The sequence below is a fragment of the Clostridium sp. BIOML-A1 genome (assembly GCF_009874105.1).
GTDB lineage: Bacteria > Bacillota > Clostridia > Lachnospirales > Lachnospiraceae > Coprococcus.
This window is the reverse complement of sequence record NZ_WWTL01000004.1, coordinates 280,756-306,565: the sequence shown is the minus strand read 5'-3', so window position 1 is coordinate 306,565 and position 25,810 is coordinate 280,756. Positions and strand designations below refer to the sequence as shown.

Sequence of the window (25,810 nt, the reverse complement as noted above, 5' to 3'; positions counted from 1 at the left end):
ACGGTTATGTGAAAATGGTAACAGGTGAAAATGGGTTACGTGTATATTAAGGAAGAAAGTATATGAGTACACAAAACAGTCTTGTTATCATAAAAGAGAAAATAGAAGGTATCATGCTCGATGATAAACGTATGAAAGCAGATGACATTGCAAAAAAGGTCCTGAAGGGGAGAAGGCATGAATGTAGTGATCCTCCAAAGTGGATGAAGGATGAGTTTGAGATCACAAAGGTCGAAGAAAAGCTTAGTGTATGTTATTATGTGAAGCCAAAAGGAAAAGAGGTTAGAAATTTCTTTTTCTATATTCACGGCGGCGGACATTGCATGGAGATCAATAAAAATCAGTGGGAATTTGTTGCATCCGTCATCGAGAAAAATGGTTATGGTGCGATCGTTCCGATCTATCCATTGACACCGGAGTTCTGCGCACGGGATACATTTGACATGTTGATCGGAGCATATCGTCATCTGACAAAGAAAATGTCAATCGACCGACTGGTAGTAGTCGGAGACTCGACCGGTGGCGGACTTGCGTTATCACTTGCAGTTCTTTCATGGAAAGAAGGTATCAGGAGACCGGATAAACTGATCCTGTTATCTCCGGCGATGGATACTGAATTTATGGATGGTAATATGGCGAACCTAATGCTGGATCGCAAGAAGGAGATGCGGAAGTATTATTATCGTCCGGGAATAAAAGAATTTTTGAGAAAATACTGGATCAGGGATTTGTATCATCAAAATGAATATACATGTCCGGTATACGCAGACCTGACGGATATCTGTGATGAGATTGCCATTTTTACGGTAGAAGATGATCTGTTAAACGGATATGCAAGATATCTGTATGATCGACTAAAGAAACAGCAGATCCGAATCCATTATTTTGAATATTTCGGGATGCCTCATGATTATATCGAGCATCCGCATATTCCTGAGTGTCGTATGATCATCAATCGTATCAGTGACAGTATTAAGGATGAAGCAAAGCTCGTAAACCCGGAGATCAAGCGGGCAGTGTGGGCAAGATCCATGGTGGCGGAACGCTATCCAAAGATTTATCAGGATGATGAATCGATTAAGCTTGCAACCAAATTGAATGTTTCCCATAAGGATCTGAATGCGATGTATCCGGAATATGATCGTCTGGTTAAGATGGGAAGAATCGTAGAGATTGACAAACGGGTAAAACAGTTTATTATGAGGTATGCAGATGGGATCATTGTAAATGTCGGGGCGGAACTTGATACTATGTTTTCGCGGATGGATAACGGAAGGATCCGATGGTACAATGTTGATATGCCTGAGACAATGGAACTTCGCCGCAGAATGCTGGAGAGCAAGGATAGGGAGCAGAACATTGGAAAATCTATCTTAGATTTTACTTGGCTTGACAGCGTTAAGAAGAATCAGGGAGAAGCGATATTATTTGTATGCTGTGATGTTACGAAGTATTTTACAACAAAGAAACTACAGGCGTTTCTTGATGCTATATGGCAGCGGTTTCCGGGGGCTGAGGTTTTGTTTGATGTCAAGAATTCTGTTGGCAGAAAGCAGGCAAATCTGAAAGTATTAACAGGAAAGAAGAAAGGCGCGTTTATTAAGGTAAGTATCGATAACTGTACAAGTCTGATGTATGACTGGAATATCAAATACAGAGTGTTATATGACAGAGCGATTCTGAATAAAGAAGATATTACAGATATGTTTTCGGATAATGTGGCAAGACGATATCGCCATGCGATCAGACGAAAATATGATAAAATTATTCAATTGAGACTTGGTACAGAGCGAATCCAATTTTAAACGGCTTGTGGCAGACATGAGAGAAATAGACAGAAAAAAACAACTAGAAAAACGTATGAAATATGCGGTATGCATTATAATTGGTATTGTGATCGGTATTATAGCGGGTATCTGTATAGGAGTGGAGCATAATAAGACGACAAGGTCGAAGCCTACGTTATATACAGAAGTAACTTATGGAGTGGAGCTTCCACCGGGCGAACTCGCAAATCTGATCTACGAGAATTACTGGAATTATATCAAGCAGAGTTATATCATCGTCGGTGATGATCGTGAGACCTGCCAGCTCTATAAGATCAGTAGCAAGGTAGCCAGACATAATTATGATCTGGAACGATTTCAGCTGGATGATGATGGGTATATGCGTTATTCAGATGATAATATCAAGAATGCAAAGCTGGGAATCGATGTATCCGGTCATCAGGGAACGATCGACTGGGATCAGGTAAAAGAAGCCGGTATCCAGTTTGCAATGATCCGTCTTGGTTATCGTGGATACACTCAGGGTGGATTGGCATTGGATGATAATTATGTAACGAATATAGAGACTGCACTCGAAAGCAAGATGCCGGTCGGTGTATATTTCTATACACAGGCGGTAAGCTACGAGGAAGGCGTGGAAGAGGCACAGTATGTGCTCAAGAACATTGCTGATTATAAGATCAGTTATCCGGTAGTGATCGATACGGAGAAGATGGAAGCGGACGGCGCCCGTGCCAATGATATCTCAAATGAGGAACGGACGGATGCAATCGTTGGATTCTGCGATACGATCAAGGATGCAGGATATACACCGATGATCTATGCAAACAGGAACTGGTATGCACAGAATCTGGATATGGATCGGCTGGGAGATTATCAGCTGTGGCTGGCACAATATTCCAATGTACCCGATTTCCCATATTTGTTTACCGGCTGGCAGTACACCAGCGAGGGAAGTGTGCCGGGAATCTCCGGCTCGGTGGATATCGATGTCTGGATGAAATAAAGAACTTTAATAATGTGGTTATAGTACAGAATCCATCTGCTTCACAACAATATAGAGCAGATGGATTCTTGTCTATGATAAAAGATAAAATTATAAAATTATAAAATTAAAACATCCATATTTTATAATACAGATAAATGCTGTAAATAAAGATATGGATGTTTTTTTATGTGATAAATCGTCTTATTTAATTGTAAAGATTACGTTCTGAACCTTGCCGTTCTTTGACCAGATGGTCAGGGTATGTGTACCCTTTTTCTTAACAACTGTGTTCTTCTTAACTGCTTTGCCGTCCAGTTTCATCTTTACAAGGCTCTTGCTGTTTGATACTGTGATCTTCTTGCCGGCTTTGTATGACTTGTTGTTCTTAACGGCTGTTGTCTTTGCTGTCTTGGTTGTCTTAGCTGTAGAAGCGTAAAGATTCTTTTTCTTTGAAGCATCCTTGATCGTCCATTTTACTGTTTTTGACTTGTTGGACAGTTTACCGTTTGTTGTCTTGATCTTAGACTTCATGGTAACATTGGTCTTCATAAAGAACTGGATGTTTGACAGATCATAATTGTCGTTAGCCTGAAGCTCTGCTGCTTTGCTGGTAAGCCCTGCGATACAAGACATGTTCTTTGCGGCGTTATCAGGATCAAAGGTTGCATAGAAGAAATCTTTGGTAAGACATACATTTGTATATCCGGCTTCTTCTAACAGCTTCTCAATATCTGTCATTTTTGCATTTTTTGCAGATGCTGTAAAGGTGTGGTAGGTGATGCCGTTGATTGTCTTTTTGGCATATACAGCTCCTGATCCTTTCAGTTCTTTGATGAGATCTTCTGTTGTGGTTTCACTCATGGTTGCAATAGCGGATAACAGTTCATCGTCATAGCCAACCTGAATAGAGAAGTCAGCCTTAGTTGCCGATTTGACTTTTATGGTAGTTGTAGTTTCTGATGCACAACCTGTCATCATAAGACCAAAGATACAGACACATAAAGCCAGTAATAAGTGTTTCATTTTTTTGTTCATAGATACCCTCCTATAATATAATTTTGTCTACAGCCTTAGTCTATCATCCGCGATTTCTAAAGTAAAGGCAAATTCCGGATTTTGTAGCTTAATAAATCTTATCTGTGGTATAATCCTTGAAATAGATAAATAATTTCATATATCGGAAATATGAAAAAAGAGATTATTATGAATGAGCCTGCAAAGATACAGAAAATCATATAGTAGGAGGTCGTGAATTCCTTGAAGTTCTTACTGGCAGCATTAAACACAAAATATATTCATTCAAATCCGGGTATTTATTCCCTGTATTCTTATTCGGTAAAGAGACAGCCGTCTCTTGCAGAATATATCGGGATCGCAGAATATACGATCAACAATCAAAAGGGAGAGATTCTTGCAGATATCTATAAGAGAAGACCGGATGCAGTTGGATTTTCCTGTTATATATGGAATATCGAGATGATCCGTGAGATCATAAAAGAATTGAAGAAGCTCCTTCCGGATACAGATATCTGGGTCGGTGGTCCGGAAGTAACCTATGATGCTGATAAGCTTCTTGCGGAGATGCCGGAGCTTACAGGAGTTATGGTTGGAGAAGGAGAGGCAACCTTTTATGATGTGCTGAGAAGATATCTTGATATTGGAAATATTCATAATACTGCGAAGTCCTATGATATTGGGAACGCTTGTAATACTGGGAATTCCTGTGGTATTGAAAATTTCTGTGATACCGGGGGTTTTCGGGATATTGACGGCCTGGTGCTTCGGGAAGGAGAAGATATTCTTTGTACGAAGCCAAGAGGACTTACCGATCTGTCGGAGCTTCCGTTTCTGTATTATGACTTGGACACTTTTAAAAATAAAATCATTTATTATGAGAGCAGCAGAGGCTGTCCGTTCCGGTGCAGTTATTGTCTGTCGTCGATTGACAAACGGGTTCGTTTCCGCAGTTTTGATCTGGTGAAGAAGGAGCTGCAGTTTTTCCTGGATCATCAAGTAAAACAGGTGAAGTTTGTAGACCGGACATTTAACTGTTCCCATGAACATGCGATGGCGATCTGGAGGTATATTAAAGAACATGACAATGGAATCACGAATTTTCATTTTGAGATCGCAGCAGACATTTTAAATGAGGAAGAATTGGAGCTGGTCAACAGTCTGCGGCCGGGGGCAATACAGATGGAGATCGGAGTACAGTCGACAAATCTGCAGACGATACGGGAGATCGATCGTGTAATGGATGTTGATAAGCTGGCAAAGATCGTTGCCCGGATTCATCAGGGACATAATGTGCATGTGCATCTGGATCTGATCGCGGGGCTTCCGTATGAGGATTATGAATCATTTGCACATTCCTTTAATGATGTATATGCGATGAAGCCGGAGCAGCTTCAGTTAGGTTTTTTAAAGGTACTAAAGGGTTCGAAGATGCATGACAATGCAGAACGGTATGGCTTACAGTATACGAGCTGTCCGCCGTATGAAGTCTTATTTACAAAGTGGATATCTTATGATGAGATCCTGCGATTAAAGCAGATCGAAGAAATGGTAGAGATTTATTATAACAGCTGTCAGTTTGAGAGCACGCTGCCATTCCTGGTGGAAGAATTTGATTCGCCGTTTGATTTTTATGCGAGCCTTGCAGCTTATTATGATGAAAAGGGGTATTTTATCCAGACACCGGCGAGAATCTACCGGTATCATGTACTGCTTCATTTTGCAGAAGAACACTTCCCTGAGAAGACAGAACTGATTCGGGAAATGCTGGTATTTGACTTATATCTTCGTGAGAATATGAAGACCCGACCGGATTTCGCCCCGGAACAGGAGGGTGTGAGAGATTTGTTCCGGGACTTCTACATCCGTGAGGCCAACGACCACAGATACCTTCGGGAAGAAGACTATCATGGCTGTGACTGGAAATCTATGTCCAGAATGACACACATAGAAAAGATTTATTACAACAGAGAGACGGGAAATCGTCTGTCTGAAGTATGCTATATATTATTCGATTACAAACGCCGTGATCCGCTGACCGGGGATGCAAAGTATATGATAGTAACACCTGTCGCATCCATGTGATATAAAGTTTGGCTGCCTTATGTTGTCCGGGCTACTGTTATTCTGCGGGTGTATATGTATCCTATCTCATGTTGTCCGGGATACTGCCGGTATACTTTGTATGTCTTGTTTTTTTCTATTCGTTGCAAATGTCTGATTCGCTCATGCTCCTGTGCCAACTCGCCTTTCAGGCTCAAACAGGCACCCGCATTCGCTGACAATTTGCATCTCATAACGAAAAAAAGCAAACGACAGTACAAAGTGTACCGGCAGTCTCCCGGACAACATGAGACAGGATACATATACACCCGCGTACCGGCAGTAGCTCAAACAACATGAGACAGGATACATATACACCCGCGTACCGGCAGTCGCCCGGACAACACGAGACAGGTTACATATACACCCGCGGAACAGCGCTGTTGACGAAGATTGGATTGATCGGAAATGTAACCGTATCACCTACCGAGATATTACATCCTGTTGTATCCACGATAACGGAGTTCATACTGATCTGACCTAACACCGGAAGTCGGCAGTCTTTAAAGCTGGCAGCCGGTGTCTTTTTATGGAAAGTGCCTTTTAATTTATAATAAATACGGATCGGAGAGAAGAAATTTGTCCGGGAATCGGTGTGGCGTTCCATTCCAAGCCCATGATAATATCCGGCGGAGATAACGGCTGTCTTTGCATTGTGTGACAGTTTAAAGCTGTGACCATAGCCAATGTTGTGACCGACCGGCAGTTCATAGATATCGTCCACACAGGCGGACAGATTGCAGACCTCACGAAAACCATAATCATTTGGAACCGCAAGTCTGCCAAGAAAGGCAGAACCGATGCGGATGGCATCTAAGTTCATGGAAGGATATTTTATCATCGAAGTTGAAGATGAGATATGACGGATGCCTACCGGGACGCCATCTTTCCGGAGAGCATCACAGAGATGGGTAAAATCCTGAAACTGTTTCTTCACATAGTATTCATTTCTGCAGGCTGCCGCATGAAAATGAGAGAAGATGCCGGTGATTTTTATATGCCTCAGTGATTGAATTGTATTGGCAATCTGTTTTTCATCTGAACATAAGAAGCCGTATCTGCCAAATCCGGTGTCAATGCAGAGATGTGCATGGACTGTCGGATGGTTCATGTAGGCAGCCGTTTCATCGATCACATGCGCACAGTCGGTACTGGTGATGCTGAGCGTGATATCGTGATCGATCGCAGTCGTAATATCTTCTGAGTTATATAATGGAGTCATCAGCAGGATATTTCCCGTGATTCCGTTTCTGCGTAAGGTGACAGCATCTGACAGTTCGGTTACACCATAGTTATCAATACCCTTTGATTGTAAGAACGATGCAAATTTTGTAAGTCCAAGCCCATAAGCGTTCCCCTTTAATACTGCTATGACCTTTGCGCCGTTTGCCAGACGTTTGATGATCCGTATATTGTTATCCAGTGCATTTGTTTTGATTGTAAGAGTTGTCATGTCCTCAAGTTCCTCCGGTTTCATGTAAGTATTTATATTATTGGTCATCTACAGACATATGGTCTGTTGTCGAAACTCGCTGCCCGGGCATGAGCGGTTGTTCATTTATTTGATGTATCTAGCATATATTTGAAATGCATCATTTTTGTATATAAACCGACACAGAAATGCAATATCTTTGAACTTTTTTTGCATCGTTTGTATGCAATCCGGAAAAGTGGATGTTGTATAAGAGAAAAATGTGATAAACTATTTATAAGTAAAAACAGGATGGAAACCGTTTATGCATACACTGATAACAGAGATTCGCGATAAACAGAATATTACAAAAGAACAGCTTCAGCTTCTGCTGGGAACAGACGATCAGGAAATGATCGAAGAATTGATGGTATGTGCCAGAACGGAAGCGCAGAAGGTATATGGAAATAAAGTCTATATGCGTGGACTGATCGAGTTCACAAATTATTGTAAAAATAACTGCATTTATTGTGGAATAAGAAGAGATAACTGCCATGTTGATCGGTACCGGCTGACCAAAGATCAGATTCTTGACTGTTGTCAGAGTGGATATCGGCTCGGTTTTCGGACATTTGTGTTACAAGGAGGCGAAGATCCGTTTTATACAGATGACCAGATCTGTGAGATCGTATCAGAGATCAAACACCAGCATCCGGACTGTGCGATCACATTGTCAATCGGAGAGAAAAGCAGGGAAGCCTATGAGCGGTATTTTGCTGCCGGGGCGGAACGTTATCTGCTTCGTCACGAGACTGCGGATAAGGCACATTATGAGAAGCTTCATCCGAGAGAAATGTCATTTGACAACCGGATCCGGTGCCTGCATGACCTGAAAGAGATCGGTTATCAGACTGGGTGTGGCTTTATGGTCGGTTCACCATATCAGACGGTCGATACGCTATATGAGGATCTCTGTCTGATCAAAGAACTGGAACCGGAAATGTGCGGAATCGGACCTTTTATTCCGCAGGCAGACACACCATTTGGAAAAGAGGCTGCCGGAACACTTGAGATGACCTTACGGCTGCTGTCAATTATCCGTCTGATCCATCCTACTGTGCTGCTTCCTGCGACAACAGCACTTGGCACGATCCATCCGCTTGGCAGGGAGAAGGGGATTCTTGCCGGGGCAAATGTTGTGATGCCGAATCTGTCACCGGTCGGTGTCAGGAAAAAATATCTGTTATATGACAATAAGATCTGCACCGGGGAAGAAGCCTCGGAGTGCTGTGGCTGTATGATGCGGAGAATGCAGGGAATCGGATACGAGGTTGTGGTTGACCGCGGCGACCATCCATCGTATGACAAGAAAAGATGAATGCATATATTGGAGAAATGCAAACATGGGAGAGGCTTTTTAGCTGAAGGTGAAAATATCTCTGTTATTGCAGATTTTATGAAAGAAAGATGTTGGAACACATTCTGATTATTAAGAACTGCATGTTTTACATTCTGCAATAAGACAGCAAATAAAATGGGCGCTATGTTATTGTCGGTTGCTAAATTTTCGTCAGCAGAATACACATTGTCAACGAATGCGGGTGCCTGTTTGAGTCCGAAGGACGAGTTGGCACAGAAGCATGAGTGAATCAGACATGTGTATTCTGGTAGAAAATTTAGTTGCGATAATCCATAGCGCCCATTTTATTTGCGTTCGTACTACAGAATGTCGATGTACTCATCGGCGAGAGCCTTGTTCATACTGCGGACAGCACAGAACTTGCCGCACATACTACAGGTATCGGAGTGATCATCCTCCGGCATACGACTGTCGCGGATCGCTTTGGCTGTAGCAGGATCAAGTGCGCAGGCATACTGTGCATCCCAGTCCAGGACACGTCTGGCATCCGCCATCTTATCATCGATATCTCTGGCGCCCGGAATACCCTTTGCAATGTCGGCTGCATGAGCAGCGATCTTTGATGCGATGATACCCTGTTTTACATCATCTACATTTGGAAGTGCAAGATGCTCGGCTGGGGTAACGTAGCATAAGAAAGCAGCTCCGTTCATGGCAGCAACAGCACCACCGATCGCGCTGGTGATATGATCGTAACCGGGAGCGATATCTGTAACCAGAGGCCCGAGAACATAGAATGGTGCGCCCATGCATAAGGTCTTCTGAACTTCCATATTTGCAGCGATCTGGTTAAGTGGTACATGACCGGGACCTTCCACCATAACCTGTACATTGTGTGCCCAGGCACGCTTTGTCAGCTCGCCCAGACGTACCAGTTCTTCAATCTGGCATACGTCAGTCGCATCTGCCAGACAGCCCGGACGACATGCATCTCCGAGGGAAATCGTAACATCATATTCCTCACAGATATCTAAAATCTCATCGAAATATTCATAGAACGGGTTTTCCTGACCGGTCATACTCATCCATGCAAATACAAGACTTCCGCCCCGGCTTACGATGTTCATTTTACGTTTATGTTTCTTGATCTGATCGATCGTTTTTCTTGTGATTCCACAGTGTAAGGTTACAAAGTCAACACCATCTTCTGCATGAAGACGGACAACATCGATGAAATCCTTTGCTGTCAGCTCTGCAAGATCACGTTGATAGTGGATGACACTGTCATAGATCGGAACTGTACCGATCATGGCAGGACATTCGCTTGTCAGCTTCTGACGGAATGGCTGTGTATTTCCATGACTGGACAGATCCATGATCGCCTCTGCGCCCATATTAACTGCGCTCATTACTTTTTCCATCTCAATGTTATAGTCCTTGCAGTCTCTGGATACTCCAAGGTTTACGTTGATTTTGGTACGCAGCATACTGCCGACACCTTCAGGATTCAGACAGGTGTGTTTCTTATTAGCACAGATGGCAACCTGTCCCTTTGCAACTAAATCCCTGAGCGCCTCGACAGCCATATGTTCCTTTTTCGCTACGATCTTCATCTCCGGAGTGATGATCCCTTTTCTGGCTGCGTCCATTTGTGTTGTGTAATTTTCCATATTATCCTCCTTATCACAACCAATGTTATTTTACGTGGCAGAAAGTGGTGCTCCCGATCTGCCACAGAGCAATAAAAAAAGATGCCGCAGGGCACCTCTAATACACATCCCTACGTTAGCATTACCTAAATCAGGTTCACAGGTCGAGAACTTCATTCTCCTCTCAGCCGGCTAATTTGTCAGCTCCCTGAATATATAAATATTGGAAATATTATATGCCAGAATACGACATAATTCAATGATAATTTTTCAACATAAAAGATAAATAAGGGCTTGCGTCCGATACATGAATCAGGTGCAGTACCGGAAAGTACGATCTGTCAGGATCCTTGCAAATATCAGACCGAGAGGCAGAGTAATAATGATCATGATCGCAGATGAAAGCCATGAAACAGCCTCTGTTAAAGACATGATACCAAGATTATAGAAAGCACGGTAAAGATAAAGTCCCGGAACCATGATAACGATGGACGGAACGGTCAGAGAGATTCTTGGATATCCGTTATTCCTTTTTATAACGGAGGCAAGAAGACCTGCGGTTAATGCGCCTGCAAATGCGGCAACAGCCGGAGGAGTGCTTGTATAATCGACAAGCTCCAGCCGGAGAGTATTTGCAACTGCTCCGATACAGGCAGCGGTGACAGCCATCGGAATCGAGCTGTTAAACATAATGGAGAAACCGAAGACTCCGCAGAAGCTTGTAATGATCCGCAGGATAAGCTTTGTACCTACAGCCAGATTCAAAGCGGAGAAATCCTGAGGATGAAAATGTAACAGCAATGCCATGATCCAGGCGAACATAGTGGCTACTAAAACTATGATGACAGAGTAGCTCAGACGTTCAAGCCCGGACCGAAGATCCAGTTTAGCCAGGTCAATGCCGCTTGTTATGAATGGAAATCCGGGAATGATAAACAGCATTGAGCAGATATAGCCAGCTTCATGGAGTGCAGATACGTGGAAGAAGATTTCTGCAAGGTGAAAGCAGATGGCATATGTCAGGCATGCGGCTGATATGGATACTGCTATGTTAAAGAAAAGGGTAAAATGGTGCTTGATCATTTTGGTACGGATGACATTTCCAACACCGGCTGCAATAAAAGCCAGGATCATTTCAACAGGACCGCCGCCTAATAGGAAGGTAAATGCACAGCAGGCGAGGGCCGAAGCCAGACCCAGTTTTGCAGGTGAATAAAGTGTATGGATCTTCTCAATCTGATCAAGACGCCGGTGGATTTCCTCACCCGTCAGATGGGCTTCTTCTTTTGGAAAATTATCAACGAATTGTTCCATCCGATAGAGCTTCGAGGTGTTTACACCGGTATTCGCAATGCTCAGAGACTGTGAAACGCAGTCGGTTCCATCAAAACAGTTGAATTCAATGGACATCAATCCGACATCAACGGTGCAGGTTACGCCCAGTTCTTTGGACAGGCGGTTCATGGAGGTACGAACACGCCAGGCACCTGTTCCACAGGAGAGCATAATTAACCCGACCCTTCCAATAACAGAGGCTTTTTCTATCAGCCCAGCCTTGGCGATCAGGACATTGCTATCATTTTTTACATAATCATGCCATGGAATTTCCATATGGTTTTTTTCCATGATATCTGTATAATTACTGTTCTTTGGCATAGATGATCTCCTCCGCTTTTTCAATATGATGTTCCAGATTCGTCAGGAATAATGAATTTGGAAGGAATATGCCGATTTCATCATATCGGGAATTGTTTTTCACCAGAGAATCTTGTCCATAGAAAATGTAGGACATAGGAAGCTCCTTTTCCAGTGCGATCATAAGATCCCATACAGCAGAATATGCTTCTGCCTCTGTCTCCTTTTGCTTTACAGTATCGGGAAGCTCGCGGATCAACAGTACACCGTCACTTTTTTCCAGAATCTTCTGTTCCGGTTTCATGTCATTTGCGGCATAATCGTGACTGTATCTGTATGCGCGGGCGAGATAGACATTTTTGTTGTTCCCAAGTGTCTGATAGATCTTATGAAAATGACGATATTCTTTTTCCCGGATCGAAGTTTTGTATTCAGGAAGCAACTGACCATTGTCATCTGTCATAATGACAGGATTTGTTTTGCCATCTGCGTTGAATCGATATGGGATCAGAAAGGAATTGCGCAGAAGATCAAACAGGGTATTGTTGCAGATCGCCATAAGAAATGCAGACAGATCCCGGTTATGATAGGAATTGAATAGTGCCTGTGCAAATTCTTCTGCCGGAAGTGGTGCGTCGTAAGCATCATCGTTATAGCACAGGTAATTTGCAAATGTTTCCTGTAATTTCTCACATGCCCATGGATCATTCAGGATTTTTTCAAATAAGAAATCTGCTCTTTTTTCTCGTGGAAAAATTGTAGTTTCGTTCATGCTTAACCGACTTCCTTTCTTTTTCTGTTCTGCACAATTATACTATTGGCAAAAAGATAAGTAAAAGATATAATTGATATGACAGACATAATCATTTGATATGATAAAAGAAACGGAGAAGACAGATGAATATTAACTTTGAATATTATAAAATTTTCTATTATGTGGCAAAATATCATAATTTTACAAAGGCTGCGAAGGTTCTGGAAAGCAGCCAGCCAAATGTTACAAGAGCGATGAACTGTCTGGAACAGCAGATGCACAGTACCTTATTTGTAAGAACCAACCGGGGCGTTCAGCTTACACCGGAGGGAGAAAAATTATATATGTATGTGTCGGCAGCTATGCATCAGTTATTAACGGCAGAGGATGAACTGGCGGACTATTCGGGCATGGTACATGGAAGTATATCGATCGGAGCCAGCGAGACAGCGTTAAATATATATTTGTTTGATAAATTAAGGTCATTTCATACTGCATATCCGGGAATTCGACTGAGAATCTATAATCATTCCACGCCGGAGGCAGTAGATGCAGTAAAGAGCGGTAAGATTGATTTTGCTGTTGTGTCGACACCGGTGGAAGCAGACTCGCCCCTTGAAACCAGAATGTTGAGATCGTTTCGGGAGATCCTGATCGGTGGACAATCCTTTAAAGAGCTGCAGGGAAAGACGGTGTCTTTAAAAGAATTAAAGAATTATCCGTTGATCAGTCTTGGAAGAGAAACGATGACATTTCGATTTTATGAGCGGCTGTTTTTAGCGCATGGGATAGAATTTGCACCGGATACGGAGGCTGCGACAACAGATCAGATCCTGCCGCTTGTCCGTTGTGAGCTGGGACTGGCATTTATACCGGAATCCATGGCAGGTGAGGCGCTCGAACGCGGAGAAGTAATACAGGCAGTCCTAAAGGAGAAAATTCCTGACCGGCATATCTGCATGATATATGACAGCCAGCATCCACTGAATACAGCCGCAAGATCATTTCGCAGATTATTGGAAGCAGACTGCGAAAAGGTAAACACCCTCAACCGGGGCATCGATTGAGAACAGAAAACGTCTGGTATGCAGTTATCAAGTTCAACATTCATACATTAAATATCCCCCAGGCATATTTGCAGAAGATGTATGACTGTTTTGTGAGGAGGACAGCGGAGGAAGATTGTTGTATTGTTTTGCACGAAAAGGATACTCTGGGTGAGATTGATTTATTTGCACGCGATATTGTATCAGAGTATGAGACAAAAGCAGCAATGTATATGCTTGCCATGCAGTCATGCATACAATCATTGCTAGTTGCCATAGCCAGAAAATCAGAAAAAATCGATGTTCAGAAACGGGGGAAACACGCAGATACCGGGTTATCGTTTTATCATATTCTGGAGTATATCGATATGCATTCATCAGATCCCCTGGAAATACAGAAGCTGGCAGAGATGTGTAATATGAGTTATTCTAATTTTGCGCGGTTATTCCGTGAGAATTACGGAAGATCGTGCAAAGAATATATACAGTACATACGGTTGAATAAAGCACAGGAACTATTGTTAAATTCGGATTATGATCTAGATTATATTGCACAGGAAACAGGATTTTTTGATTGTAGTCATTTTATAAGGACATATAAAAGATGGCGTGGAATCACACCAAAACAGGATAGAATGTTAAACAAAGAATCAATATAGTGGAAAAGAGGAATAAGAAATATGAAGATCAAAAGAATTGCATTGATCGGACTTGGAGCCATGGGTGTATTTTTTGCACCAAGATTATATGAAGCATTTGGAGATGATTTTTATATTATTGCAGGTGGTGAACGTAAAAAACGCCTGGAAAGTAAAGGAGTTACGATCAATGGCGTCAACTACAGATTTCCGATCGTGACACCCGAAGAACAGGGAGAGCCGGCGGACCTGGTCCTGATCGGTGTAAAGGGCTATGGATTTGTGCAGGCAATAGAAGATATCCGCCATCAGGTAGGTGAACATACATTGATCCTGTCTTTGCTAAATGGTGTAGACAGTGAGGAACAGTTGATTCAGGCATTTGGCGAAGAACATGTATTATATGCATATATGAGAATGTCCATTGTTATGAAAGATGGAAAAGCAGACTTTGATCCGTACTGGGGCAAGATTCACTTCGGAGAGAAGAAAAATGATGTTCTGTCAGATCGTGTACTTGCTGTAAAAGAAGTATTTGATCATGCCGATATTCCATATGAGATCGATCCGGATATGTTAAAGGGACTCTGGTTTAAATACATGTGCAATATTGGGGAAAATATGACCTGTGCGTTGCTCGGTATCCCATTTGGATTTTTCCGTATCAGCGACAGTGCGAATTGGATTCGTGACAATGCCATGCGGGAAGTGGCTGCGATCGCGCAGAAGAAGGGAATCGATATAGGTGAAAAAGAAATAGCGGAGCAGGATGTTACAGTAAAGACGATTCCACCCGAGAACAAACCATCAACCCTGCAGGATCTGGAAGCAGAGAAGCTGACTGAGGTAGAGATGTTTGCCGGCAATGTCATAAAGATGGGAAAAGAGCTTGGCGTGCCAACTCCGATTAATGAGATGTTCTATCATGGTATCCGCGTAATGGAGGAGAAGTTTACAAAAAGATAATATTTGAATTAGCACTCAGCTGTTTACAGTGCTGACAAAAGGTGCTATAAGTAATATAAAGCAAGCGTAAAAATAACGAAAAGATATTTTATAATATGTGTCTCTAAATAAAATACAGAAAACGTTGGTAATGTAAAACAGATATAAAACCAGAAATATTAATAGAAATGAGGTAATTAGGATGGATAGACCAAGTATTTTTTCAGATAATTTTGAGATGATGAATGGCTTTTTTGATGATTCCTTCTGGGGCAGCCGTTCCGGACTTCGTACCATGACTACAATGGCAACTGATATATTCGAAACAAAGGACGGATATGAGATAGAGATGGATCTGCCGGGATTCCCAAAGGAGAGCATCAAGGCGGAATTAAAAGGCGGATATCTGACGATCCTTGCAAGTTATGCCGGATCAGATCATGAAGGCAGAGAGGGAAGTTATATCAAGAGGGAACGATATTCCGGTCACTATAAGAGAAGCTTTTATGTTGGTAATAAAGTCAGTGAACAGGATATTAAAGCAAGATTTGCAAATGGCGTTCTTTATGTCTATGTACCAAAATTCGACGGCCAGCCGGAAGTAGAAGAAAAGAAGATTATCTCAATAGAAGGATAAATAACAAAATAGCAGATGGCTATTTGTGCTACACATATTATTACGCAAGACACTCGCGTTCTATCCTCGGCGCAGCGGTACATAAGGTTGCAAAATACGCAACCTAAGTACCGGCGCTCGGACAGGCTTGCTACATAATATTATAGTACAAACATCCATCTGCTATTTTGTCTGCTACCCTAAAATCCCAGATCTTCGTTTACAAGGATGACCTTGATACGGCCTTTGTGCTTGGAATAGCGGGTGGTTAAGAACTGGCAGCAGATTGTTTCCGGTGACAGACAGTTTGCACATTCTCCGGTTGTGCTGCAAGGAGTTGAAAGTCCGAAGCGCTGTGCATTGATCGGAGCTGCTTCATTTCTTGCACGGCTTAAAGCATCTTCTTCTGTTCGTACTACCTTGTTCATTCCTGTGATCACGATAACATGGGAAGGACCGTAGACAATGGCAGCCACACGATTTCCATTGCCATCGATATTTACCATTATGCCGTCTTCAGTGATCGCATTGCAGCTTGTTAAGAAGTAGTCTGCAAAGAAACACTCTTTGGAGATCCGGTCTTTTTCTTCCGGTGTTTTTGCCGTATCACGGTTCAGCTCTTTGTAGTTTCCCTCGATAACAGCATCTAAAAGTCCGGTTGCTTTTACGGTCATGGAACCGCCCCAGCCGACAGAGCTTCCTTCCGGGATCAGACTCAGTGCAAGCTCCTTAGCTTCTTCCTTTGTCTGGACATAGAAGCCTTCCATATTTCTGGCAGCCAGCTTGTTTATCATGGCTTTCGCCAGTTTGTCGTTTCTCATGTTTCTAAAAGTATCCATTTGATATACCTCCGTTTATTCAGGAAAATCCAGATTATTTTCCGCAAAGAAATTCATCACTTCAAATGCAGAAGTACAGTTCTGATTGATACATACGATCAGGGCAGCATCCTGTGGAAATTTGGGATACAATACGGCATTTCCGGAGATTGTAAGTGCACGCTGGATCTCTTTCAAATTCATTCCGGCGCATAATGCCAGAAGAACCAGCTTGTATTTTCCGGGATGTGGTTTCCTGCCGTTTAAGATCTGATAAGCATAGCCGCGGTCCAGATTGCTTCGTTTTATGACATCGGCGATCAGAAGCTCCGGGTGATCTTTAAAGAACAGATTAAAATAATCCTGCAGATTGTCACAGGACATATCATCTGCATGAGATGTTATAAAAGATTTAAAATGTATATTTGAATCATCGGTTGATAATTCATTCAGTAGATCTGTTGTTCTGGTCGTTTTCATGATCGATCCTGTATTCTTTCCCTTGATAATTTTTATCAGTACCATATAATATTTATTATACTTGTCGATAATGCAATTTCAAGATAAACAATAGGAAAATGATATGAATTTAGAAATACAAAGTCGTCTGTCCTTTTATCGCAGACTGGAAGAAGTAGAGCATAAAAAGGGAATTTCTCTGGTGCGGCATGTAGAGACCGGACAGATTTATGTGGAAAAAGTTCTGACGCAATATGATAAATCTATATATGATTGGCTACAGCAATCAAAACTCCCTTACGTTCCACAGATTTATGAATGTATGGAAGAGGATGGTACGTTATATCTGATCGAAGAATACATACAGGGGATCACGTTGGAAACATATATTGAACAATTTGGATGTCTGGATTTGGATGCTGCCGGCAGGGTGATCGAATATCTTTGCCGGACATTAGAAAAACTGCACAGTCATATACCGCCGATCGTACACCGGGATATCAAGCCGACAAATGTAATGCTTCAGGGAGATTTCAAAAAGGGGCAGGGAATCGTATCTGTATATCTGATCGATTTCAATACCGCAAGAGTTTTTGACGCAGAGAGAAATCGGGATACCGAGCTGATCGGTACAAGAGGATTTGCAGCACCGGAGCAATATGGTTTTTTGCAGTCAGATGCGCGGACGGATATCTATGGACTTGGCGTATTATTAAATTATATGTTGTGTGGAAAATTAATCCGGGACGGAATCTATGAAGATTATCCGGAAGTGTCACAGATAATCAGAAAAGCAACCCAGATCGATCCGGAGAAACGATATCAGACAGCAGAGGAAATGATGCAAGCTGTTTATCAGAGTATGTGTTTCGATACATATACGGATAAAGAGTCGTTGAATGATAAAACGGTTACAGTTGAAACATCTGCTATATCAGACCCTTATGAGCGTAAAGGAAAAATCCGCCCTGCATGGACTCGTTTTCTGCCGCCGGGATTTCGGGAAGGGAAAGTCCTGAATATGGTTGTTGCAGCCATTTATTATATATTTTGGATATATTTCTGTCTGACAGTAGAAGTAAAAGATCATGGAGAACCGCTCTCCGGAACTTGGTTATATGTAAATCGCTTTGTATATTTTATGATGTTTATTATTACTCCGTTTTTTTGGAATAATTATCTGGATGTTTGGAATTATTTTCCGCTTGTACGTTCACCGAAGAAGATATGGAAGCTGGTTGGATTATTTTTATATACAGTGGCATGGTTTTTCTTAGTAATGTTTGTATTCGTTATAGTAGAAGATATATTCCGATAGTGTGCTGACAGCACACCAGCTCTTTCTGATAATTTTATAAGATAGAATATGCAGTGGTTGTAATTATATCAAAATACCCTGAATGATGACTGATGCCGGGGGATTTTAATATAATAGCAAGAACACTTATAACAGCAGAAAGAGGAGAGAATTTATTATGGAAAAGACAAAGCAACCTTTATCAACATTCAGACTTGTAGCAGGGATCATAACAATCGTGTTATCAGTCTTAGTAACATTTCAGTCCTGTGCGGCAGGATTATCAAATGCACTGGAAGAAAACGGGGAATCCGGAGGCTCTGCAGGTGTATTACTTGCAGTTTGTTTCCTTGTCGCAGGAATTGTTGGAATTGTAACCAGAAAGTCAACCGGAGCAGGCGGTGCATTCACAAGTGCAGGCTTCTACATAGTCGGCGGTCTGATCGGCCTTATATGTGCAGGTTCCTATGCCGATTTGGTAATCTGGGGCGTTATCTCCGTAGCATTCGGTGTTATATTCATAATCGCAGGCGTATTAACAAAGAAGAGAAATTCTTAATTTATATAAAACACCTATAAAAAATAAGTCCATCCGGTTGTGTGGGGGGTATGACTGTATTCACCCTATATGACTTACTGCGGTTTCTGTTCTCTGCACATGTCTGATCCGTAAATACTCCTGTGCCAACTCGCCTTCGGCTCAGACAGGCACTCGTATTTACTGACAATGTGCAGCTCACAACGAAATCCTCATAAATGTCATATAGGGTGAATACAGTCATACCCCCCACACAACCGGATGGACTTATTTTTAATTATAGGAAGAAAAACTACGCATACTTCCGCCGGAAACTGGAAAAAATACTAAAAGAATATTGGAATATAGGGGATTTTAGGATATACTATAAAACAGTGTGTTTAAAAAAATACAAACAGCGATGGAGGAACTATGTTAGAGTTAAAAAACATCTCATATATTGTAAATGAGGATGGAAAAGAGAAAGCAATATTAAAAGACATTAACCTTACAGTAGACGAACATTTCGTAGCAATTACCGGACCTAACGGTGGCGGTAAATCAACACTTGCAAAGATCATAGCAGGAATCATCAGACCGACGACAGGACAGATTCTTTTAGATGGCGAAGATATTTCAGAGCTGAATATAACAGAACGTGCAAAGAAAGGAATCAGCTATGCATTTCAGCAGCCGGTTCATTTTAAAGGGCTTACCGTAAAAGATCTGGTATCTATAGCATCCGGCAAAACGATGAATGTTTCACAGATCTGTGAGATCCTTTCCGAAGTCGGTTTATGTGCAAGAGATTATGTGAACCGTGAAGTAAATGCAAGTCTTTCCGGTGGTGAGTTAAAACGTATCGAGATCGCAATGATCATTGCAAGAGGTACGAAGCTGTCATTATTTGATGAGCCGGAGGCAGGCATCGATCTGTGGAGCTTCAACAGTCTGATCAAGGTATTTGAGAAGATGCGGGAGGAGATCAACGGAACGATCCTGATCATTTCCCACCAGGAGCGAATCCTTAATATAGCAGATAAGATTGTTGTGATCGCAAATGGTCATGTTGATGCAATCGGAAGCAGAGATGCGATCATGCCAAGACTGACCGGCGAATCAGCCACCTGCAAGGTGCTGGAAGAAAAACAGAAATAAGTTGTGAGGTAACAGAACATGGATTTAATTCAGAAGAGTTTATTGCAGCAGGTAGCAGGACTTCATGATGTACCGGAGGGCGCATTTAACATTCGTGTCAACGGACAGCTTGACAGTAGAAATACAACTGCAAATATAGATATTGTAACAAAAGAGGATAAACCGGGAATCGATATCATCATTAAACCGGGAACAAAAAATGAGAGTGTGCACATCCCTGTTCTTTTGAGTAAGAGCGGTCTGCAGGATATGGTATACAATGATTTCTATATCGGAGAGGACTGCGATGTTACGATCGTAGCCGGATGTGGTATTCATAATTGTGGTGTGGATACCTCCAAGCATGACGGTATCCATACATTTTATATCGGAAAAAATGCAAAGGTAAAATACATCGAACGTCACTATGGTGAGGGAGATGGAAATGGCGAGAATATCATGAATCCTGAAACCATCGTGCATTTAGAGGAAGGCGCATCGATGGAGATGGAGACAACCCAGATCAAGGGAATTGATTCGACCGTCAGAAAGACCAGCGGTGATCTGAAGGACAACGCATCCTTAGAGATCCGCGAGAAGATAATGACACATGGGAAGCAGTATGCAAAGACTGATTTTGATGTAGATTTAAACGGAAAAGGCTGCAGTGCAAATGTAGTATCCAGATCGGTTGCAAGAGATCAGTCCAGACAGGAATTCTATTCTACGATCAATGGCAATAATGAATGTAAGGGTCACAGTGAATGTGATGCGATCATTATGGATAGCGCAAGCGTATCGGCAAGTCCGAAGCTGACGGCAAATAACATTGATGCAAACCTGATCCATGAGGCAGCGATCGGCAAGATCGCAGGCGAGCAGCTGATCAAGCTGATGACACTTGGGCTGACAGAGGCAGAAGCGGAAGAGCAGATTATCAATGGATTTTTAAAATAAAAACGTTTACAATAAATCATATAACCTATTTGACATTAAAGGTAGATAGTGATAGTTTGTAAGAGTAAAAAATACAAATCATAAAATCATAGCGAGGTATCAAAAATGCAGGAAATGAAACCGATTAAAGAGGGTAAAGTACGTGAGATTTATGATAATGGTGACAGCCTTATCATGGTAGCAACAGACCGTATCAGTTGTTTTGATGTCATTTTAAAGAATATCGTTACAAAGAAGGGTACAGTCCTGACACAGATGTCCAAATTCTGGTTCGATATGACAGAAGATATTCTTCCAAACCATATGATCTCGGTTGACGTAAAGGATATGCCTGAATTTTTCCGGCAGGAGAAATTTGACGGAAACAGTATGATGTGCAAGAAGTTGGAAATGCTCCCTGTTGAGTGTATCGTTCGTGGTTATATCACAGGAAGTGGCTGGGCAAGCTACAAAGAAAACGGTACAGTATGTGGTATCAAGCTTCCGGAAGGATTAAAAGAATCCGATAAGCTTCCGGAACCGATCTACACACCTTCCACAAAGGCAGAGATCGGAGATCATGATGAGAATATCTCATACGAGCAGAGTGTTGAATATCTGGAAAAGAGATTTCCTGGCAAGGGCGAAGAATATGGCGCAAAGCTTCGTGACTATACAATCGCTTTATATAAGAAGTGTGCAGAATATGCATTATCAAGAGGTATCATCATAGCAGATACCAAGTTCGAGTTTGGTCTGGATGAGAATGGCAATATTGTTCTCGGTGATGAGATGCTCACACCGGACAGCTCCCGTTTCTGGCCTGCTGAAGGATATGAACCGGGACATGGTCAGCCATCCTTTGATAAGCAGTTTGCGCGTGACTGGTTAAAGGCAAATCCGGATAACAACTGGGAGCTTCCTGATGAGATCGTTCAGAAGACAATTGACAAATATCTTCAGGCATATGAGCTTCTCACAGGCAAGCCTTTAAAGTAATAAGCAATAGGAAAGTAATAGAATAGCACTTAATTTTATTAGGCGGTGTAGGTACGAAGTATTGTATTTATACCGCCTGAATTAATTTTCTGAATATTTGACAAAATGTCTGTAAAATCCGACAATTATGGGTTGACGCTTAAAAATTGGCATGCTATAGTCAGCTCATAAGAAATACGACAGATAAAAAATTACCAGGGGTTTTATGGTGATTATAATAAAAAGATGGAATCTTATTACAATGGGGTGGTAAGATTCCATCTTATTTTTTTGCGTTGTCAGGGAGATTCTCATTATAAGAAATCTCATTCTGTAAAGCGGAAATATGTCTGGGAGCTTGTTTCAGGACAAGGCTCATGTGTATTATCTGAATGAATTATATGTCTCTCCGGCTTTCATTGTTATACCGCGAAGCTCAGCCATTTCGCTGATGGTTACAAGCTGATAACCATTTTTGATCAGTCTCGGAATAAATGTCTTTGATGCAATAGCTGTTGATTCATGCAGATCATGAACTAAGATGACAGCACCGTCATAAGCCCCATCTACTACTCTTGTGATCGTTGTAGGAGTACTTCTTGTTTCCCAGTCTCTGGTATCGACCGACCACAGGATCATCGGAAGCCCAACATTCTTTCGTACAGTTTCGTTAATACAGCCACCGGGTGGACGCATCAGTGTAGGTGCTACACCGATCGCACGGACAATGGCGTCTGATCCTTTTTTGATCTCATCTTTGATGCCGGCTGCCGATAATTGGTTGAGCCATGCATGGTCATAAGTATGAGTACCGATCTCGCAGCCCAGGTTATATGCCCGTTTTACATAGGATGGATAAGCAGGAACACGGTTGCCGACCACGAAGAAGGTTGCAACGGCATCATATTTTTCCAGAGTATTCAGTACGATAGGAGTATAAGGAGATGGTCCATCGTCAAATGTCAGAGCTACCATTTTCTTATTTCCATCTACGGTACGGTAGATAGCACCATTTTTATCTGTGTAGTACAGACAGTTACCGATTCTGAATTTTCCGGTTTCAATCACTCCGGATGCATCGGCATAGTACCATTTGTTACCTGTCTTGAATTTTCCGGTTTGGATCACGCCTACTGCATTTGCATAGTAGGTAGAATTTCCAATCTTAAACAGTCCGGTTTTAAGGACACCTGAATTAGTTGCATAGTATGTGTTATGACCGATTTTGAATTTGCCGGTTCGTATTACGCCTTTATCAGTAGCATAGTATCGTTTGTTACCGACTTTGAATGCTCCGGTTTTGATCGCACCTTTTTCTGTTGCATAGTATAGTTTATTATTGATTTTGAACTTTCCGGTGTATACATGACCGTTTTTTTTGAAATAATACCAGTGCTTTTTTATCTTGTGTTTTCCGGTATAAGCAGCACCGCTTTTTCCGAAATACATACGGGAATTTTTCGGAGTGATCTTCCAACCGGTCTTGATAACACCGCTGGTTGTTCCGGTATAATATCGTTTGCCTGTTTTGTAATTCTTACAGAAGCCTTTCAGCATGCAGCCTTTATCTGAAAAGATATAAGTCTTTTTGTTTATTGTCTTTTTTCCGGTAACTGCGGTTCCGTTCTTTTTCAGATAATATTTATTACCTGCCTTTGTCGTGTACCAACCGTTTGTCACCATGACTCCGGTTGCAGGATTAAAGCAGTATGTATATTCCCCTATGTATTGTCTCCCCTTTAAGGATTTTCCATTTACATAATAGTGTGTACCGTCTGCTTCCTTCACAAATCCGTTTTTTACAACAGGAATTTCTTCTGCAGAATCCGGAGTGACAGGAGCTGCTTTGCTGACCGATGGATGACAGAAGAGAAGTGTAGCCGAGATAAGTAATAGCGACAGAATCAGAAATCTGAATCTGTGCCATTTTTGTAAATTGCATTTCATTCGTATTCCTCCTTTTTATTCAGATACGATAGGCCGTATCTGATGCGCAAGCAACATACTAACACAAATAATTTAGCGTTTCCATAGAAAAAGTCCTTAAATATCGGTAAAAAGTGCATAACATGTTTTTGTAATGTTCTTCTAACAGAATGGTAACAGAATATCAATAAAAAGCCTATTTTAGAAAACATAAGCAGATAAAGATAATGCTGATAAAGGCGCAAATACAGAAAAGATATAACTTGCATGTAAAATGTGAGATGAGTATAATGCATTATTGGATAAAAAAGAAAGCAGGAATATTGTGTTTAAACATAAGAAAAAACGGGATACAAGTACATATTTATTTTCAAATAAAGATCTGGTCAGATTATATGTGCCATTGATCATTGAACAGATGCTTGCGATGTTAGTCGGACTTGCGGATTCGATCATGGTATCTTCGGTAGGGGAATCGGCTGTTTCGGGTGTATCGCTGGTAGACAGTTGTTTTCAGTTGATCATCAACCTCTTTGCAGCACTTGCGACCGGGGGTGCGGTTACGGTCGGACAGTATCTGGGACAGAAGAATAAAGAAAAGGCGGGAGAGGCAGCTACACAGCTCATATGGTTTTCGTTGATCCTGTCGCTCGGAGTCATGACGCTAATGTATGCAGGCAAGGGACTGATCCTAAATCATGTGTTTGGTCAGATCGAAGCAGATGTATATGGTCATGCAGATACTTATATGATGATCGTAAACGCATCGATTCCGTTTCTGGCACTTTATAATGCCGGTGCGGCTATTTTCCGTTCCATCGGTAATTCTAATATATCCATGCGGGTATCTCTGATCATGAACGGGATCAATGTAGCGGGAAATGCCATTTTGATCTATGCATGCAAATGCGGAACGGAAGGCGTTGCGATTCCTACCCTGGTTTCCAGACTTGCGGCAGCGGTTATTATGATCATATTGCTGATTCCGAAGAAAAGTGCACAGGCGAAGCAGGACAGTACACGTATTTATATAAAGAAAAGTCTGCATTATCGGGCGAACTGGCATATGTTAAAAAGCATTCTGTTGGTAGGTATTCCAAACGGACTGGAAAACAGTATGTTCCAGCTTGGTAAGATCCTTGTGCTCAGCCTTGTCTCAACATTTGGCACATATGCGATCGCTGCAAATGCAGTCGGTAATGTAATTGCCGGATTCCAGTTGATGGCGGGTATGGCGGCATCCCTTGCCATGGTCACAGTAGTATCAAGATGCGTGGGAGCAGGAGATTACGAGCAGGCAAAATATTATACGATCAAAGTTCTGACCATGGCATATATATGTATCATAGTTACGGTATTGTTTACATTTGCGGTTCTTCCTCTGGTCATGAAAGCGTATGGACTATCTTACGAAGCGCAGTCTGCTGCCGAGAAGATCCTGATGCTTCATGGTATCGCGGCATCTACGATCTGGCCGGTAGCATTTACGCTTCCATGTACATTCCGTGCAGCCGGTGATGTTAAGTATAGTATGATCGTTTCCATTTGTACGATGTGGATCTGTCGTATCGTGTTCAGTTATGTGCTCGGCAAATATATGGGTATGGGTGTATTCGGTGTCTGGGTTGCTATGATCATGGATCAGTTCGTACGTGGCGTGCTGTTCATCCGGCGGTACCTGAGCGGCAGATGGATCGGCAAGAAGGTAATCTGACCGTATGCGGCATAATATGAGTAAGTTCGTAGAAAAAGTAGAATTTTTCAGATGACAGATGACTGCTTGGTATGCTATATTA

The 25,810-nt window shown here is 42.0% G+C and carries 22 protein-coding genes and 1 riboswitch; of the genes, 14 read left to right on the top strand and 8 right to left on the bottom strand.

Annotated features, from left to right (window positions below):
* Window positions 1–62: 62 nt before the first annotated feature.
* Both GT641_RS05135 and GT641_RS05130 read left to right on the top strand, forming a co-directional pair.
* On the top strand, window positions 63–1,805 hold the full coding sequence (locus GT641_RS05135) for an alpha/beta hydrolase fold domain-containing protein (protein WP_161116972.1): 1,743 nt from the start codon (window positions 63–65) through the stop codon (window positions 1,803–1,805).
* Between the two features lie 16 nt (window positions 1,806–1,821).
* Entirely contained in the window at window positions 1,822–2,793 is a 972-nt protein-coding gene (locus GT641_RS05130) for a glycoside hydrolase family 25 protein (protein ID WP_161116971.1), read from the top strand.
* A 183-nt stretch (window positions 2,794–2,976) separates the two neighbouring features.
* Here the strand turns inward: GT641_RS05130 and GT641_RS05125 are convergent, their stop codons facing one another.
* The gene (locus tag GT641_RS05125) at window positions 2,977–3,810 is read right to left on the bottom strand and encodes a hypothetical protein (protein WP_119963449.1); all 834 of its coding nucleotides are present in this window, start codon (window positions 3,808–3,810) and stop codon (window positions 2,977–2,979) included.
* A 213-nt stretch (window positions 3,811–4,023) separates the two neighbouring features.
* On the opposite strand from GT641_RS05125, the gene GT641_RS05120 reads away from it, so the two are divergent.
* A complete protein-coding gene (locus GT641_RS05120; protein ID WP_347562845.1) occupies window positions 4,024–5,874 on the top strand; it encodes a B12-binding domain-containing radical SAM protein in 1,851 nt (616 codons plus the stop codon).
* Between the two features lie 373 nt (window positions 5,875–6,247).
* Here the strand turns inward: GT641_RS05120 and alr are convergent, their stop codons facing one another.
* A complete protein-coding gene (gene alr / locus GT641_RS05115; RefSeq protein WP_161116969.1) occupies window positions 6,248–7,345 on the bottom strand; it encodes an alanine racemase in 1,098 nt (365 codons plus the stop codon).
* A gap of 283 nt (window positions 7,346–7,628) precedes the next feature.
* On the opposite strand from alr, the gene hydE reads away from it, so the two are divergent.
* Entirely contained in the window at window positions 7,629–8,681 is a 1,053-nt protein-coding gene (gene hydE, locus GT641_RS05110; RefSeq protein ID WP_008401949.1) for a [FeFe] hydrogenase H-cluster radical SAM maturase HydE, read from the top strand.
* 341 nt (window positions 8,682–9,022) lie between these two features.
* Here hydE and thiC read toward each other — a convergent pair whose 3' ends face one another.
* The 3 genes from thiC to GT641_RS05095 form a co-directional block, all read right to left on the bottom strand.
* Window positions 9,023–10,333 (bottom strand): phosphomethylpyrimidine synthase ThiC, encoded by a 1,311-nt coding sequence (gene thiC / locus GT641_RS05105; protein WP_008401945.1) that lies wholly within the window; start codon window positions 10,331–10,333, stop codon window positions 9,023–9,025.
* Between the two features lie 90 nt (window positions 10,334–10,423).
* A riboswitch (TPP riboswitch) is annotated at window positions 10,424–10,533 on the bottom strand.
* Window positions 10,534–10,624: 91 nt separating this feature from the next.
* Complete coding sequence (locus GT641_RS05100) at window positions 10,625–11,968, bottom strand: threonine/serine exporter family protein (RefSeq protein ID WP_119963446.1); 1,344 nt, start codon at window positions 11,966–11,968, stop codon at window positions 10,625–10,627.
* Entirely contained in the window at window positions 11,952–12,719 is a 768-nt protein-coding gene (locus GT641_RS05095; protein ID WP_161116968.1) for a DUF4866 domain-containing protein, read from the bottom strand. The genes GT641_RS05100 and GT641_RS05095 overlap by 17 nt, the downstream gene beginning before the upstream one ends.
* A 125-nt stretch (window positions 12,720–12,844) precedes the next feature.
* On the opposite strand from GT641_RS05095, the gene GT641_RS05090 reads away from it, so the two are divergent.
* The 4 genes from GT641_RS05090 (at window position 12,845) to GT641_RS05075 (ending at window position 15,967) form a co-directional block, all read left to right on the top strand.
* Window positions 12,845–13,768, top strand: coding sequence for a LysR family transcriptional regulator (locus tag GT641_RS05090; RefSeq protein WP_119963444.1), 924 nt, complete (start codon window positions 12,845–12,847; stop codon window positions 13,766–13,768).
* On the top strand, window positions 13,765–14,406 hold the full coding sequence (locus tag GT641_RS05085) for an AraC family transcriptional regulator (RefSeq protein WP_161116967.1): 642 nt from the start codon (window positions 13,765–13,767) through the stop codon (window positions 14,404–14,406). The genes GT641_RS05090 and GT641_RS05085 overlap by 4 nt, the downstream gene beginning before the upstream one ends.
* Before the next feature lie 21 nt (window positions 14,407–14,427).
* Window positions 14,428–15,351: a ketopantoate reductase family protein gene (locus GT641_RS05080; protein WP_161116966.1), complete on the top strand. Its 924-nt coding sequence runs from the start codon at window positions 14,428–14,430 to the stop codon at window positions 15,349–15,351.
* A 181-nt stretch (window positions 15,352–15,532) separates the two neighbouring features.
* Window positions 15,533–15,967 carry an Hsp20/alpha crystallin family protein gene (locus GT641_RS05075; protein WP_161116965.1) on the top strand — a complete coding sequence of 145 codons (435 nt, stop codon included), beginning with the start codon at window positions 15,533–15,535 and terminating at the stop codon, window positions 15,965–15,967.
* A gap of 179 nt (window positions 15,968–16,146) precedes the next feature.
* On the opposite strand, the gene GT641_RS05070 is transcribed toward GT641_RS05075, so the two are convergent.
* Together GT641_RS05070 and GT641_RS05065 are read right to left on the bottom strand one after the other, a co-directional pair.
* Complete coding sequence (locus GT641_RS05070; protein ID WP_161116964.1) at window positions 16,147–16,785, bottom strand: lactate utilization protein; 639 nt, start codon at window positions 16,783–16,785, stop codon at window positions 16,147–16,149.
* Between the two features lie 15 nt (window positions 16,786–16,800).
* Window positions 16,801–17,289 (bottom strand): hypothetical protein, encoded by a 489-nt coding sequence (locus GT641_RS05065; protein ID WP_119963441.1) that lies wholly within the window; start codon window positions 17,287–17,289, stop codon window positions 16,801–16,803.
* A 58-nt stretch (window positions 17,290–17,347) separates the two neighbouring features.
* Here GT641_RS05065 and GT641_RS05060 point away from each other — a divergent pair, with 58 nt between their 5' ends.
* The 5 genes from GT641_RS05060 to GT641_RS05040 all read left to right on the top strand — a co-directional run bounded on the left by GT641_RS05060 (window position 17,348) and on the right by GT641_RS05040 (window position 22,109).
* Entirely contained in the window at window positions 17,348–18,541 is a 1,194-nt protein-coding gene (locus GT641_RS05060; RefSeq protein ID WP_161116963.1) for a serine/threonine-protein kinase, read from the top strand.
* A 157-nt stretch (window positions 18,542–18,698) separates the two neighbouring features.
* Complete coding sequence (locus GT641_RS05055) at window positions 18,699–19,079, top strand: hypothetical protein (protein WP_008401935.1); 381 nt, start codon at window positions 18,699–18,701, stop codon at window positions 19,077–19,079.
* Window positions 19,080–19,469: 390 nt separating this feature from the next.
* Window positions 19,470–20,195 (top strand): ATP-binding cassette domain-containing protein, encoded by a 726-nt coding sequence (locus tag GT641_RS05050; protein ID WP_161116962.1) that lies wholly within the window; start codon window positions 19,470–19,472, stop codon window positions 20,193–20,195.
* Window positions 20,196–20,213: 18 nt separating this feature from the next.
* Window positions 20,214–21,131, top strand: a complete 918-nt coding sequence (locus tag GT641_RS05045; protein WP_008401933.1) for a SufD family Fe-S cluster assembly protein — start codon at window positions 20,214–20,216, stop codon at window positions 21,129–21,131.
* A gap of 105 nt (window positions 21,132–21,236) precedes the next feature.
* Window positions 21,237–22,109 (top strand): phosphoribosylaminoimidazolesuccinocarboxamide synthase, encoded by an 873-nt coding sequence (locus GT641_RS05040; RefSeq protein ID WP_008401932.1) that lies wholly within the window; start codon window positions 21,237–21,239, stop codon window positions 22,107–22,109.
* A gap of 363 nt (window positions 22,110–22,472) precedes the next feature.
* Here GT641_RS05040 and GT641_RS05035 read toward each other — a convergent pair whose 3' ends face one another.
* The gene (locus tag GT641_RS05035; protein WP_119963439.1) at window positions 22,473–24,035 is read right to left on the bottom strand and encodes a polysaccharide deacetylase family protein; all 1,563 of its coding nucleotides are present in this window, start codon (window positions 24,033–24,035) and stop codon (window positions 22,473–22,475) included.
* Between the two features lie 304 nt (window positions 24,036–24,339).
* On the opposite strand from GT641_RS05035, the gene GT641_RS05030 reads away from it, so the two are divergent.
* The gene (locus tag GT641_RS05030) at window positions 24,340–25,728 is read left to right on the top strand and encodes an MATE family efflux transporter (protein ID WP_044945646.1); all 1,389 of its coding nucleotides are present in this window, start codon (window positions 24,340–24,342) and stop codon (window positions 25,726–25,728) included.
* Window positions 25,729–25,810 lie beyond the last annotated feature (82 nt).